Origin of the sequence: uncultured Metabacillus sp. (assembly GCF_947503125.1) — a bacterium.
Classification (GTDB): domain Bacteria; phylum Bacillota; class Bacilli; order Bacillales; family Bacillaceae; genus Metabacillus.
Map to the genome: position 1 here is coordinate 1 of NZ_CANNCR010000076.1, position 14,881 is coordinate 14,881.

At 35.2% G+C, this 14,881-nt stretch carries 12 protein-coding genes and 1 pseudogene; 3 read left to right on the forward strand and 10 right to left on the reverse strand.

The genetic code is table 11. The annotated features are described in order from the left end of the window. Positions 1-301: 301 nt before the first annotated feature. A complete protein-coding gene (locus tag Q1B07_RS23900; protein ID WP_299094651.1) occupies positions 302-601 on the reverse strand; it encodes a DUF3055 domain-containing protein in 300 nt (99 codons plus the stop codon). Between the two features lie 722 nt (positions 602-1,323). Between Q1B07_RS23900 and Q1B07_RS23905 the strand changes: the two genes are divergently transcribed. From Q1B07_RS23905 to Q1B07_RS23915, 3 genes are all read left to right on the forward strand, one after another. Further along, positions 1,324-3,024 carry a methyl-accepting chemotaxis protein gene (locus Q1B07_RS23905; RefSeq protein ID WP_299094648.1) on the forward strand — a complete coding sequence of 567 codons (1,701 nt, stop codon included), beginning with the start codon at positions 1,324-1,326 and terminating at the stop codon, positions 3,022-3,024. A 64-nt stretch (positions 3,025-3,088) separates the two neighbouring features. Then, a complete protein-coding gene (locus tag Q1B07_RS23910; protein ID WP_299094645.1) occupies positions 3,089-4,831 on the forward strand; it encodes a sensor histidine kinase in 1,743 nt (580 codons plus the stop codon). After that, complete coding sequence (locus Q1B07_RS23915) at positions 4,828-6,381, forward strand: response regulator (protein ID WP_299094643.1); 1,554 nt, start codon at positions 4,828-4,830, stop codon at positions 6,379-6,381. The genes Q1B07_RS23910 and Q1B07_RS23915 overlap by 4 nt, the downstream gene beginning before the upstream one ends. A 158-nt stretch (positions 6,382-6,539) precedes the next feature. Here Q1B07_RS23915 and tpx read toward each other — a convergent pair whose 3' ends face one another. The 9 genes and pseudogenes from tpx to Q1B07_RS23960 all read right to left on the reverse strand — a co-directional run. Further along, complete coding sequence (gene tpx / locus Q1B07_RS23920; protein ID WP_299094641.1) at positions 6,540-7,040, reverse strand: thiol peroxidase; 501 nt, start codon at positions 7,038-7,040, stop codon at positions 6,540-6,542. 526 nt (positions 7,041-7,566) lie between these two features. Then, positions 7,567-8,274 (reverse strand): FadR/GntR family transcriptional regulator, encoded by a 708-nt coding sequence (locus tag Q1B07_RS23925; RefSeq protein WP_299094638.1) that lies wholly within the window; start codon positions 8,272-8,274, stop codon positions 7,567-7,569. Positions 8,275-8,506: 232 nt separating this feature from the next. Continuing rightward, positions 8,507-8,956: a ribose 5-phosphate isomerase B gene (gene rpiB, locus Q1B07_RS23930; RefSeq protein ID WP_299094635.1), complete on the reverse strand. Its 450-nt coding sequence runs from the start codon at positions 8,954-8,956 to the stop codon at positions 8,507-8,509. A gap of 28 nt (positions 8,957-8,984) precedes the next feature. Continuing rightward, entirely contained in the window at positions 8,985-9,116 is a 132-nt protein-coding gene (locus tag Q1B07_RS23935; protein WP_299094633.1) for a GapA-binding peptide SR1P, read from the reverse strand. Between the two features lie 92 nt (positions 9,117-9,208). Further along, on the reverse strand, positions 9,209-9,967 hold the full coding sequence (locus Q1B07_RS23940; RefSeq protein ID WP_299094631.1) for an SDR family NAD(P)-dependent oxidoreductase: 759 nt from the start codon (positions 9,965-9,967) through the stop codon (positions 9,209-9,211). A 72-nt stretch (positions 9,968-10,039) separates the two neighbouring features. Next, positions 10,040-10,990: a transketolase C-terminal domain-containing protein gene (locus tag Q1B07_RS23945; protein ID WP_299094630.1), complete on the reverse strand. Its 951-nt coding sequence runs from the start codon at positions 10,988-10,990 to the stop codon at positions 10,040-10,042. After that, positions 10,990-11,823, reverse strand: a complete 834-nt coding sequence (locus Q1B07_RS23950) for a transketolase (RefSeq protein ID WP_299094627.1) — start codon at positions 11,821-11,823, stop codon at positions 10,990-10,992. Before Q1B07_RS23950 ends, Q1B07_RS23945 begins: the two co-directional genes overlap by 1 nt. A gap of 672 nt (positions 11,824-12,495) precedes the next feature. Continuing rightward, the gene (gene hmpA, locus Q1B07_RS23955; RefSeq protein ID WP_299094624.1) at positions 12,496-13,710 is read right to left on the reverse strand and encodes an NO-inducible flavohemoprotein; all 1,215 of its coding nucleotides are present in this window, start codon (positions 13,708-13,710) and stop codon (positions 12,496-12,498) included. A gap of 322 nt (positions 13,711-14,032) precedes the next feature. Continuing rightward, positions 14,033-14,168 (reverse strand): annotated as a pseudogene (locus tag Q1B07_RS23960) (ABC transporter ATP-binding protein); the annotation flags it as partial. Positions 14,169-14,881 lie beyond the last annotated feature (713 nt).

Consider the following 14,881-nt stretch of genomic DNA (forward strand, 5'->3'; position numbering starts at 1 on the left):
TCGTTCTTCCATTTTTGAAGAAGAAACTGTTCAAAATTAATTAGCAAAAAGTGTTCAATTTCACTTGACGCTTACAAAGGCGCCTGCCTATCGGCGACAAGCATAAGGCGAACAGGAATAGAAGGTGTTCTTTACCTTCAATTCAATTCCTGTTTGACTAGACCCTAGAGCCGATGGCGCCTGGAGCTAGATTCAGAAACGCAAGCTATGTTAAAAAAATATATAAATTCTGATATTACAAAAAAAATCGACTCCCATATACCAAGGAGTCGATTCTTAATTTAAGGACCTATAGAACCAATCAGGTATATTGTTCAATATAAAATGAGGTAGAAAGGTATTGCTTAAAAAAAAGTGATACATCCTCTGCTTCTTTAAGAGAACTAATACAAAATACCTTTTTTAAATACTCAATATTCTTAATATCACTTGAATCCAACAAAGCTGATCTACCGGATTGCATGCATATGACAAGTGGTTTTCCAAAAAACATTTGGGTATAAACGATCCCAAAATCATATCGAATATGGTCCGTTGTAAAACCAACAAACCGTACGTCGGCTCTTTCATGCTCATCATATAATGTTTCAAATAGTTCCATAACAAACCATCCTTATTTTTCACTTTTGTTGAAGTATCCGACTAAGTACGTGATTACTCAAGCAAAAAGCTAAAAAATGATAGAAGGAAAACGATCTTTCACTTTACAACAAAGCGAATATGTTTTTATAACAGGCGAAAAAATGAAAGTTGAGCTTAAATTGCAAGGTTTTAAATTGACTGGAAGGAAGTTTTCCTGGTTATCTCTCGAGATATCACGGAATGGTTAAAAACTGAAGAAAGAAAACTATTAAAAACAAGTGTTTATCAATTACTTGAAAAATGCGAGTGAAGCGATGCCAATAAGAGGAGAAATTTTGGTTCTAAATCGATAAAATGATTATATGTCTTCATTTATTACCTCCTTCTGTGTATCTTGTACTTATTATACATTACAGACATATTATTGTGAATATTCTAAAGAATTTGTTTTTTTGTAGTTTTATATGTTTTTTCTACTAATTTCTTATGTTTTTAGATTTTTAGTATAGAAGATCAGTGCGGTAAGTTGCATTAAGCATTAAAGACAAATCTCCGTCTAAATAACGATATCGCCGGAAGAATTGCAAAATACTGGATATTTGCCAAAAATGTAAAATTTTATCCTGTTTTTATGACTCCCCTTTTCAAAAACTGTAAAATTTTTAATTGAAATTGCACATTTTTTTTATCTACATTTAATTCTTTATATAGTAATATGGTTCTAAGAAGGAGGGATCATATTTGAAAGCGCATCCAAGATTGTCTGATTTATCATTAAAGAGAAGATTAATTCTCGTTTTCTCGGTTATTCTTTTATGGCTGGCCACAGCTAACTGTGTTCAAATCTATCTTTTCCTTGGATATATTCAGCAGTATAACGCCATGATGGAAACGATTACGCTGACAAATTCAATTAATGGCTCGCTTAAGCAACAGCTCAATGATGAGATTAGAGAAATTGCTTATGGCAAGGTCCATTTTGAAAATGGAACCCAATACGACCATTTAAACAATATGTACCAAAATTTGGATAAAATCGAACGCGATGATAAAAATGGCCAATTTTCGAAGGAAATATCTGAGGTTCGCGAAACATTAACGACAACGACTGAATATATTGATAAGCTTGGCGAGCAAATACAAACAAATGTTTCAGCTGATCAACGAAATATTACATATGAATACATAACGATTCTTACCGACCTTATTGATGAAAAAGTTGAGGCACTTTTGCAAAAAACCCTCCTGGTTAAAGGAGAAGCGGAAAATATTATTTCCGCTAATTTAAAAAGAGACATAACCATTTATATTTGTGCATTTATTGGTATTATTATTCTCTCATTATTATTTGCTATCTATATATCAGGAAGTTTTGTCAAACCTATTCGCGCTTTAGGACAAAAAACAAATGAAATTGCGGAAGGAAACTTAACAGTAGGAGAAATATCGATTGCTTCTAAAAATGAAATCGGTGATTTATGTCGTGCCTATAATCGAATGTTTCATAATTTAAAGGATATTATTTTAAGCGTGAGAAATACAAATGATCTAGTCGTTTTAACTTCAAAGGATATACATCAAAGTATTCTTGAAAACAGATTGGCGGGTGAAGATGTTGCAGAAGCAACACAAACCATCTCAGTCAATCTTCATAAACAAGATCAACTCATTCAAAAATCAGTCTCTACATTTGAACATCTGCTATTTAAATATAACGAGGTACTAGTAAAATCAAACAAAATGAATCTCCAATCAAACGAAACATTAAAAATGACGAATGAAATAAACAGCCAGCTTATTACCTTCCATGAGCTGCTTGAAAAAATAAGCCAAACTATACATCAAGTTAACCGTGATTCGGAGGAACTTCAAAAACTGTCAGGAGAAATGCATGAATATTTACGGCTCATTAAGCTTGTTGAACGGGAGACTAATCTATTAGCTCAAACGCTGCTTAATGAAATTCCTAAGAACTCAACAAATGAAAAAATTGAAAGCGTATTAACCCGGTTCAAAGAAGTCGCTGAGGAAGCGAACGCTATTTCCCAAGACTCTGATTCCAATATGAACCACTTAACAAACCTAATTTCTACTATTAAAAAACAACACCTAGAGGCTCTCGAAATTATTCAATTTAGCAGAATCAAAACAGAACAAATAAATGGAGGCTTCCAAACGATTCGCTCCATTAGAAATAACCAGCAAGTCGAAATTGAAAGCATTAAGCAAGACATGCAGGAAGCGTTTGATCAAATGCTTTCTGTCCGTAAAATGATCTCAGACATTGAGCAGAGCTCCCAAATTAGTAATGCGGAAATTGCCGGAATTGCGGCCATGGGTGAAGAACAATTAACGACTCTTGAGGAAGTGTCTGATGCATCTTATAAGCTGGTCGAACGAATTCAAGAAATGAAAGAGAACATCAGGCAGTTTAAACTATAATCCCAAAACACTCTTATCATTATTTCAAATTCATTTATTCTATTATGGGCAGGTTGGATAAATCATGAAAATCACAAAATGGATTGCCTCTAGCTTACGTACAAAGCTTTTAATGATGTTTCTTTTTTTAACGGTCATACCACTCATCCTTGTTGGGGTAATCTCTTATCTGAAGTCCTATGATATTGTTGCGCAAAAGTCCTATTCACTAGCCCAAATTCAAATGGGTCAACTAAAAAGAGAATTTGATGTTGTTTATCAAGATATTAGAAGATTTACTGAAATTGGGAAAAAGGACAGCACCGTACAATTTTTAATTGACAAAGTAAATACGGCTGAGGAATCAAAAAGTATTTTAGGCATGATCAAGCTTTACAGAGAAAGTTATCAATTTAGTGACAGCATCATGAATATTAAAGTTATTGATCTTGAAGGGAAGGCAGTAAGTGAGGACCGAGGGGTTCATCAAATTGATAGAGAGACAATCACTAAGCCTCCTTATCTGGACCTGCGAAATCAGCCAACAAAGACAGTAATCGAACCGATCTATAAAAATAGTAATCCAGCCTTTTCGATGACAAGTACAATTGTATCGGACAGTTCTAAAAAAGTCATTGGTTACATTAATATTGTGATAAAAGCTTCCATTTTTATAGATATTCTTCACGAAGCTTCATCAAGAACGCCCGGTACGATTCATATTGAATCAGAAACAGGTCATCTATTATTTTCCCAGCCACAATTTGAAAAAGCTTCACCAATAACCGAGCGAAAACCTTTGGAAGAAAACCAATCTGGATATTTTACGGAGAATAAAACATTTATCGTCTATGATACATCTGAATTGACTGGCTGGAAATTTATTCGCTATGCATCGCTCGCAGAGATTACGAAGGAAGCTACTGAAATCAGAAGTTTAATTACATTAACTGTAGGGTCGATTTTACTTTTTACAATGGGATTTTATTTCTTTATCACATCTAGGCTGATTCTTCCGCTTCGTACATTAAAAGAAAAAATGAAACAAGCTTCTAAAGGTGATCTTGATGTGCAGATCGTGAACAAAGGGACAGATGAGGTTGCTGACCTGGGTGAAAACTTCAATAGTATGATTATGAAAATCAAGGCTCTATTAACAAAAAGTGTGAATGAACAAAAGCAATTAAAAATGGCGGAATTACGGACGATGCAGGCGCAAATTAATCCTCATTTTCTTTATAACTCACTCGAAACAATCATATGGATGGCAGAAGCCAAGAAAAGCCAGCAGGTCATTGAGATCACAAAGGCCTTATCCTATTTTTTTAGAATTTCATTAAGTAAGGGAAAGGATTTTATTCTTATAGAAGATGAGATTAACCATATCCGCAATTATCTTACTATACAAAAAATGAGGTACCAAGATATTTTAGATGTTACGTTTCATCTAAATGAAGATATTTTGAACTATGAGATGATCAAATTAACCCTTCAGCCTATTGTTGAAAATGCGATCTACCATGGCATAAAAAATAAACGCGGGAAGGGATTTGTTCGCATTAAAGGAGATTTTACTCCAGAAGGATATATCTCAATTGATGTGATTGATAACGGGATTGGAATGAAAGAAGATAAATTACAAGATTTACGAAAACAATTATCTCAAGGAGTTCCCTTTGAAAAGAAACAAGGTGGATTTGGTATGGTGAATGTTCACCAGCGTATTTTACTACATTATGGAGAGCCATTTGGTTTAAAGATTAATAGCTGGTACGGCTCCGGCACTCGTGTTAGTGTTATTATTCCGGCAGAAAGGGGATCCCAATGAAAAAGGTATTTTTGGTCGATGATGAAATGGCGATCCGTGAAGGGATTGGCAAGAGCATTAATTGGAATCAAGAAGGATTTATTTATTGTGGAGATGCTTCAGATGGCGAGGTTGCCCTTCCATTAATCGAAAAGCATCAGCCTGATATTGTGATTACTGATATAAAAATGCCGTTTATGGATGGACTGGAGCTAAGTCGAATTCTTCGCGAAAAAATGCCTTCTATCAAAATTATTATCCTTAGCGGACATGACGAATTTGAATATGCCAGAGAAGCGATGCGCATCCAAGTAACAGAATACTGCCTAAAGCCGGTCAGTTCACAGGATTTGCTGGCTATTTTGAAAAAGGTTGCCGCAAAAATTGATGAGGAAGAAATGAGCAATAAACGATTAAGTGACCTGGAAAGTCAATTATTGCAAACAAAATCTGCTTCTAGAGATAAGTTTTTATACGAACTTTGTGAAGGCGTCTATAGTTCTTCGTCTGCTATTAAAGAAGCTTCAAAATTAAATCTAAATCTTATCTCAAGCTATTATTATATTATTATTGTTGAATATACAAATGGGCCAAATTCAATTGATTGGATTGATCATGAATTTGTTTGTTTGCGCTTTAGCAGAAAAGTGAAGGAATCGATTTTTATCATGATGGGAGAATCGAAACAGGCGCTTGAAAGAGAATCCGAGATCATTAGACAACGCTTGATTTCGCATGACAATCTCCACCCAGACAACCCAATCATCTTTGGAATTGGCAGAGTAGAAAGCCGTATTCAAGGGATTACAGTATCATTCTCGGAAGCCGATGAAGAGAAAAGCTATTCAAGTATTATTCAGAAATACAGATCAAAGGAAACGGAGATTGATGCCGAGTCAAAAAAAGAATTGCAGCATTTTAATCGCCGGGACTTAATTGACTTTCTTAAAGTTGGACGATCAAGTGATATCTCTAGCTTTGCTCGTTCTTATTCATCGTATCTTGAAAAAGGAATGATTCGTTCTCCTTTTACCATGTATTACTTTTTAATGGATTTTACCATTTCCATCTCCCATTATTTAAAGGAAATGGAGATGGATAATCTTGACATCATGCAGAAAATCAATCAATTAGAAATAAAAGCAAGCTGGATTCGCTATTATCATGAAGCATTATCTTATATCGAAGAAATGCTGGATCTTGTTATATCAACTAGAGAAAACCTTACTAGCAAATACTCTTCATCCGTACAAATGGCCGTAGATTATATTAACGAACATTTTGCTGACTCTCAGTTATCTCTTCAAGCTGTAGCAGACGCTGTAAATGTAAGCGCATCCTATTTAAGTCATATGTTTAGCCAAGAAACAGGAAAAACATTAATCGAATACTTAACGAACACCCGAATTGAGAGAGCAAAAAATCTTCTGAAGACAACAAATAATAAAACATATGAAATTGCCCATGAAGTTGGCTATAGTGATTCCCACTATTTTTGCAGAACGTTCAAAAAAGTGACTGGTTTGACAACAAAACAATTTAAAAACCAAACACATGTTTATACCGTTTAAATTTGTTATTATCCTACCAAAAAGCTTCCGCACGACTCATTTTGTGTGGAAGCTTTTAAAAATTAGAATATTACCAATAAACCCCATGTTTACATGATTATTATAGATGATAGAGCACGGTTTCGGTCAACTGTATAAAATAATCATTTCTAGTAATCTTATTTCGCAGATTTTACCGCTTCAATCGCTGCCTCATAATTTGGATGATTTGTCACTTCACTGACATACTCAGTATGTATAACCTTATCGTTAGAATCAATCACAAATACGGCACGTGCTAATAAACGTAACTCTTTCATATGAACGCCATATGCTCCACCAAATGAAAGATCACGGTGATCAGAAAGTGTTTTTACATGTTCAAGTCCATTTGAACCACACCATCTTTTTTGAGCAAAAGGTAAATCCACGCTAATCGTTAAAACTTCAACATTGTTTATACTGGAAGCATCTTCGTTAAAACGTCTTGTTTGAGCATCACAAACCCCTGTGTCAATCGAAGGCACGACAGAAATTAAGCGGACCTTTCCTTTTGAATCTGAAAGTGATACCGGAGATAAATCCTGATCAAGAACTGTAAAATCTGGTGCTGTGTCCCCTACTTTTACTTCATTTCCTACTAATGTAACTGGGTCATTTAAAAATGTAATTGAAGCCAAATCAATTCCTCCTTTATTTTAGTGTAAATATAGATTGGTCATTTACATAAGTAACTAGATTAATAGTCTAAGTTCCACTTTTTTAAAGCGATTACATCTTCAGCCAAACAATCATACATTTATGAACGGAATAATTTGTAGATTTACAAATTTGTATACTAAGTTACTTATAAACAAAGTATATATACAGTTTCTAAGGATGTCAATGTCTATTAAATTAATTTCTGAAATTATCATGTAATCTTGGACACGTCTTTTAATTAGTAGCTACATGTTTTGGTCTAAAATAAGAAATGAGCAAGCGCCTTGCTCAGCCTCGGGCAAATAAGACGCAAATGAATAGAAGACGTTCTTTGTCTTCAATTCATTTGTGGCTAGACCCTAGAGGGGCTAGGCGCTGGAGCTAGACACCAAAACTAAGTACAAAATTTCTTATCTCTAAACAAAAAAATGTATCAAGTATGGTTTCTTGATACATTCCTTTTCTTTATAAACAGATGATGTGTATATAACTTAGTAAACCTATTTAGTCTTTCCAATATCGATCGTACAAGTTCTGCATATGGGAAGTCATTAGCTCTACAGCTTCTTTTTCATTATGTTGTTCAATCGCCTGAATAAGCATCTTATGCTCTTTAAAATTAACCTCTCGATAATCTGGCCTAGTTACCGTACGATCACGAATGAATTTCCACATTTCCTGTTGCTTCATTGCATTACTAATTGCTGACATAATCTTAATAAATAGATCATTGTGGGAGGCCTTCGCTATACCATTGTGAAGCTCTTCATCTGTTTCAGGAACATAAATCCCTGCATTTGTTTCTTCTTCCATCTTTTTAATTGTCGAGCGAAGATCCGCTATATCCTGATCAGTAGCTCTTAAAGCTGCATATTTAACAATTAAAGGCTCAATATTCATTCTCGCTTCCACAATATCTTCTGGGGAAGTTGAATCAAACATAAAGGAAGACTCGGACTTATTGGTTAACTGTGTATTTTTAACGTACACTCCTTCACCTTGGCGAGAATAAATAAACCCATTCAACTCAAGGGCGCTTAATGCTTGTCTTACTGGAGCACGACTAACGCCAAATTGCTCGCACAGTTCTCTTTCTGCTGGTAGTTTATCACCAATATTAAAGGATCCAGATTGAATTTCTGAAAGAATTTGATTATAAATTTGTATATATAATTTCTCACTTGATACTCGATTAAAGCTAATGTTAATCACTTCTCTCAATAAATATTCGTTTTAAACCACCATATAATTATAAGCGTTTCTTTTTTAAAGAGCAAGGTAACACTTGTATATTATGTTAATAAGTTTCATTAGTATTCAACATGATAACTTAACTTGACACAAAAGAGTGATGAATTAGATCATCACTCTTTTAGGAGATAGTAAAATTCTTATTCTTGGATCATTTGGTCAACATTCATCCATCTTTATTGTAGTAATTTTTTTATATTCTTTGCATCTCAATATCCGCAACTTTCCTTATACGATTTTCATGTCTTCCACCATCTTCAAAAGAAGTTGTCAGCCATATCCTTGCAATTTCGCGGGCTAATCCGGGACGAATAACACGTTCACCCATGGCTAAAGTATTGGAATTATTATGCTCTCTTGTGGCCTTGGCACTAAAGGTATCATGTACAAGTGCACAGCGAATTCCTTTGACTTTGTTTGCTGCAATGCTCATTCCAATCCCCGTGCCGCAAATTAAAATACCCCGATCTACCTCACCTTTTACCACCTTCTCTGCAACTGGAATGGCATAATCCGGGTAATCAACAGATATAGAACATTCACACCCTAAATCAATATACTCAATATCCATCTCCTCCAATAAGGAGATCATCTCTTTTCGAATCGTGATCCCACCATGATCAGATGCAAGGGCTACTTTCATAACATATCTTCCTCTTCATATTTTTATCCTATTTTTCTAATTTTCTATTATCCTTTTTTGAATTATTACAGCACTCACACTTCGTATAAAGAACAGTTACCTTTTCATCCTCAAAATGATCAATTGTTACATTACAAATTTCACAAACTAATGTACCCATCTGTTCTTTTCCTCCAATCGTTAGCTTACTTTCATACTGATATATAAGGTATGATTAAACAGGCAGCCCAAACTGGAATGCCTGTTATCTCATTAATCCATGTGAGAACCACCATTAATATCTATTTCTTCTCCAGTAATATAAGAAGCCTCTTCAGATGATAAAAATGCGATTGTTGAAGCTATTTCCTGAACTTCACCTGGTCTACCCATTGGGATACTAGCAATCACATTCTTCGCATCTTCTTCCGGAAGGGACTTCCATATTTCCGTGTTAATAAGACCTGGTGCTACACAGTTTACCGTGATGCCATTTGTTGCAACTTCACGTGCAAGATTTTTTGAGAAGCCTAATACGGCAGCTTTAGAGGCTGAATAATGTGCTCCACCAAATACTCCTCCCCCTCTTTTTGCCGAAACGGAAGAAAGACTGATAATTCTTCCAAACTGTTGTTTTTTCATTGTTTCGAGTACTGCTTGAGTACAAAGGAATAAGCCAAACATATTCACATTAAAAACTCTTGTCAAATCTTCAAGAGTCATATCCTGAACAGTGACTTTTTGCGAGATGCCGGCATTATTAACAAGTATATCGATTCTTCCATATTCGCTTAACACTTTCTCTACCATTGCATCAACTGATTCTTTATTCGTAACATTTAATTCTACACCTAAAGCTTTTCCCCCAGCTTCATTTATAGCGTTTACAGTATCTTCAACACCTTCTAAATTTAGGTCAGCGACAACAACATCTGCACCTTGTTTTGCAAGCGTTAATGCAATTGTCCGTCCGATTCCTTTTTTTGAACCACTTCCTGTTACGATTGCTACGCGATCATTTAATTCAAACATGCATCTCCACTCCTACATTTATAGTATGATAATTTTATTGTTTATTATTTAATAAGAAACACGCTTACTTTTTTATCGAAGCAGATCCTTAGCTGTTTTAATGATATTACTTACAGTAATTCCATTGAGTTCCATTAATTTTTCATATGGAGCAGATTGACCAAATTGATCTTGCACCCCAATTCGTCTCACTTTCCCTTTACCTTCTTCTGCTGCAACTTCACACACAGCGCTTCCTAAACCATTTAAAATATTATGATCTTCAACTGTAATTAAACGTCCAATTTCTAAACATTCGATAACAGCATCCCGATCTAATGGTTTAATTGTATGCATATCTAATAGCTTTACAGAAATACCTTCCTTTTCTAATTCCTTTGTAGCCTCTATTGCTAAATGAACCGTATCACCATTCGCTATAATGGCAATATCTTTTCCCTCTTGTAATTTCTTTGCTTTTCCAATTGTAAATTCTTCATTTTCATCATAAATTACTGGAACAGTGTCTCTTGTAAAGCGAAGATAAACAGGACCATACATTTTTGCTGCTTGCTCTACTAATTTTCTAGTAGAAAAGTAGTCTGCCCCCATGATAACAGTCATATTTGGGAAACTTCTTAAAACTCCCATATCCTCAATCGCTTGGTGACTTCCACCATCATTAGCTGGCGTTAGTCCTCCATGTGAACATGCAATTTTTACATTTAGATTTGGATAACAAACTTCTTGTCTAATTTGCTCTGCCATTCGTAATGAACCAAATACCGCGTAAGTGCTTACAAAAGGAATCTTACCAGTTGTCGCCAATCCTGCCGCCAGCCCTGCAGCATTTTGCTCTGCAATCCCGACATTAATATGTTGTTCAGGTAATTGCTTAATAAAATTACTTGTTTTACATGATTTTGCAATATCAACATCAATGACATAAATATCCTTATTCTCTTTACCTAACTTTACAATTTCATCACCAAAAGCTTCTCTTGTTGCTTTTTTTATTGTTAGCGTTTTCCCAATTATGCTCATTATTTTAAACCTCCTGTGATTTCAGCAATTGCCTGTTTGTATTCTTCATCATTTGGAGCTATCCCGTGCCAATCAGCAACATCCTCCATGTAAGAAACACCTTTACCTTTCACAGTGTCAAGAATCACGCATTTTGGCTTCCCATTTTTAGCTACTCTTATCTCATCAAGTGTCTCAACAATTTCTTTCATGGAATGGCCATTAATTCGTTTTGTTTCCAAACCAAATGCCTCGAATTTCTTTTCTAAATCTTGAAGTGGCATAACCTCATCACAAAAACCATCAATTTGTAGTCTATTATTATCAACAAAAACGATTAAGTTATCTAATTGATACTTTACGGCTGTCTGAGCAGCTTCCCAGATTTGACCTTCTTGGCATTCTCCATCACCTACTAAAGAAAAAACGCGGTAATCTTTTTTATCTCGTTTTGCTGCTATTGCCATACCAACTCCACATGAAAGCCCCTGCCCCAATGACCCAGTAGAGATATCAATTCCAGGACATTTTTTCATATCTGGATGACCTTGGAACGGAGAACCATATTCTCTTAATGTGTAGATTGTGTCATATGGGATATATCCTTTTAAAGCTAAGGCAGAATATTGGATAGGACAAACATGTCCTTTTGAAAGAACAAATCTGTCACGGTCTTCCCAATTAGGGTTGTTTGGATCAATGTTCATTTCTTTAAAATACAACGCTGTCATAAGATCTGCTGCAGATAGTGAGCCGCCTGGGTGGCCAGATTGTGCTTTATGAATCATTGTTACAGCTGTTTTTCTCATTTCAATGGCTATGTCTTCTAATTCTTCAATACATATATTTTTCAACTTCGTCACCTCAATTAAAGATTTATAGAAAATTAGGTTTGTAATGTTGTTCACTTGTATAACAAGTTACTTATATTTGTAGTATACACATTCAGGCTCCTCTTGTCTACTAAGTGAACAAACTTTAATCACCTTTTTTGAAAAATAAAAAAAGAGAAGGAACTACTTTCCTCCACTAAGAAAAAACCTCAATACTTGTCTACCAAGGACTGAAGCTTCTCATTAGCAGGCTGGTGGTAGCTCTTCTGCGGAGGTTGTGCTTTCGATTTTAAGGGAGGAAGGGATTTATCGGTTAATTTCTGCTGGTCAAAAGTAGTTTGTATATACTGAAAGATTCAAAAAAAAAAGTTTTTTCCGGTTTTTAAAAAATGCTGTCCAAAAAGTAGCTTTTCAACCCAATCTTGAAAAAAGGAAAACCCAAGAATGCTGTTATATCAACATCCTTGGGTTTTAAATTTTGAGTTATATTACACTAAAATGGACTTTTTAGACAGTCCATTTTGTTTAAGACTATTTTACTGAAAATAAGTTCCATTCAATGTTATTTAACTCCTTAAGAAGCGCATTTACCTTATCGGTTGAGAGTTTTGATCCTGGAAGATCAGCTAATTCTTGTAAAGATTTTGTGTCTACTTTAGGTTTACTTTATCTAATAATGACTATCCTATTTATTTATGCTGTGACAACTGGTTCTTCTAATTGACCTGCCGGGCCAAAAAACTCAAAATGAATATTTTCTGCAGGTACTCCCCATTCCTTAAGAACACGGTACATCATTTTCATAAATGGAACTGGTCCACAAAAATAAAAATCTGCTTGATTATTTGGGAGAACCGATTTCAGCCATTCTAAATCAATAAACCCTTCTTTATCATAATTCTTAGCTGCCTGATCTTCTACAGTAGGATCAGAGTAAACAACAAAGCTCTTAACATTTGCATTTTCATTAGCCAGTTGAGCGACATGTTCTTTCATTGCATGAACCTGGCTATTTAAGGCGCCATGAATAAACGTTACCTCGCGTTCCGGCTGTTGCTCGACAATGGTGTTTAACATGCTGACCATCGGCGTTAGACCTACCCCTCCGCTGATTAAAACGGCAGGTATTTCTTTTGATTCCAGAACGAAATCCCCTGCAGGAGCACTTACTGCTATAAGGTCGCCTTCTTGTACAGACTGATGTAAGTAAGTTGAGACGACTCCTTTGTCTTCTTGTTTAACACTGATTCGATAATAATCTTTTCCCGGTGCATCAGATAAACTATAGTGACGAATCTGTGTATAGGTTTCTCCTTCAGGCTGGACTTTTACTGTGAGATATTGTCCTGGTTGATAAGAGGCAATCGCTTTTCCATCTTCTGGTTTTAAATAAAATGATGTGATAACATCACTTTCTTTGACCTTTTTCTCGATAATGAAATTTCTGAATCCTTCCCAGCCGCCATGTTGTTCCTTTGCTTCCTTATACATTTCTTGTTCAATGCCAATAAAGGCATCAGCAATAACGCCGTAAGCTTCCGCCCAAGCCCCGATAATTTCATCAGTAGCAGCCTCACCTAGTACATTTTTAATAGCTGCTAATAAAGTTTGACCAACAATTGGATAATGCTCCGGAAGAACTCCTAATGCTCTGTGCTTCTGTCCAATTTGTTTCACCACAGGAATGATGGCACCAAGATTATCAATATTGGCAGCCGCTGCATAAACGGCATTGGCCAATGCTGTTTGCTGTTCCCCTTTTCTTTGGTTTGCATGATTAAAAATATTCAATAATTCCGGGTGATTGCTAAACAATAATTGATAAAAACGAGTGGTAATGTCTTTTCCATGTTTCTCAAGTACAGGTACCGTGCTTTTTATCACACTGATTGTTTTTTCACTTAGCATTTTGTCTATCTCCCCTAAAAGATATATTTTATTTACATGTTTATAATATATCAGGGGCACTCAAAAAGATATATTCAAAATACATCTTTTGAAAAGTTGTCACAAACTGAGGATAAAATGAACGAAATGCTGTGTTTCACTGTTACAGTAAACTCTCGCGCCTATTTCCTCTACTTCTGAATTCGCAGAGGCTATTTCTGCGAGAGTCAATCATACTGTTTTAAGTTAATATCTTAGACGATAATCCCGGATCTTTGGGAAGATCCGGGATTTATTTTTCTAAGACTTAATAAGTAAATGTGATAAAACTAAAAAGTCAATCTTCATGAATAATGCCCATTCGTTCAGAGAACTGTTCTATCCCTGAAAGGATATGGCTGTATTAATAATGTCATTTTTCGTTCTTCTGCCAAGGATTTAATGAGTCTTCTCATTTCTTTCATGCCAATAGGATCTAGTCTGAAAATCGTCGAGAAAATACTTTATTTAGGACTTTAAAAGCAGAGATACTTGCTTTCTTCCAAATCCAGCTATACAAGATGGAAAAGATAAATGTCCCTAAAATAACCATACTACTAAATTGAGATGTTAACGACGGTCCCAGTATAGGAAATTTAAAACCATATAATAAAATTATAATACCAAGTGTCAAACATAATGCTGCAAATGGAATAATGAATATGCTTCTCTTTAAATACTTAAGACCAATGCCTAAACTGAGTCCTAGTATGCCTGTGGTAAAGATGAACACCAGTAGCTCACTTGGCTGGAACATGGCCAATAGAAAAATAGTGACGAAATAAGTCATCATACCGATTCTGAGTGACAATAGGCAAGCAAGCACAAGAGGAACAGTACTCATCATGCTCAATATATAACCAATACCAGTAAAAATCCCCGCAGATTGAAAAATGACGGCTATTGAACCTAATAGGGCACCAACTACAAGCCTCTTTGTCTTCGAATCATTGTCTTTAGTTAGGATTAACTCATCTTCACACTAGATGTACCTTTTTTGAAAAATGACCCCATCTGACACCTCCATAATAGGTAAATGCAATGTGAAAGAAGTTTATGCTAGAAATTTGTTTAAGCCTGAATTATTCACAGATTTTCTAATATAGGCTAATATCGCCTATCTAATCAGCTTTCTTGTTACTATTTAATGCAT

Bases quoted from the DNA above. Each gene is read 5' to 3' on its own strand.
- Q1B07_RS23900 (WP_299094651.1), bottom strand. From the start codon at position 601: ATGGAACTATTTGAAACATTATATGATGAGCATGAAAGAGCCGACGTA.
- Q1B07_RS23910 (WP_299094645.1), top strand. From the start codon at position 3,089: ATGAAAATCACAAAATGGATTGCCTCTAGCTTACGTACAAAGCTTTTA.
- Q1B07_RS23915 (WP_299094643.1), top strand. From the start codon at position 4,828: ATGAAAAAGGTATTTTTGGTCGATGATGAAATGGCGATCCGTGAAGGG.
- rpiB (WP_299094635.1), bottom strand. From the start codon at position 8,956: ATGAAAGTAGCCCTTGCATCTGATCATGGTGGGATCACGATTCGAAAA.
- Q1B07_RS23935 (WP_299094633.1), bottom strand. From the start codon at position 9,116: ATGGGTACATTAGTTTGTGAAATTTGTAATGTAACAATTGATCATTTT.
- Q1B07_RS23940 (WP_299094631.1), bottom strand. From the start codon at position 9,967: ATGTTTGAATTAAATGATCGCGTAGCAATCGTAACAGGAAGTGGTTCA.
- Q1B07_RS23945 (WP_299094630.1), bottom strand. From the start codon at position 10,990: ATGAGCATAATTGGGAAAACGCTAACAATAAAAAAAGCAACAAGAGAA.
- hmpA (WP_299094624.1), bottom strand. From the start codon at position 13,710: ATGCTAAGTGAAAAAACAATCAGTGTGATAAAAAGCACGGTACCTGTA.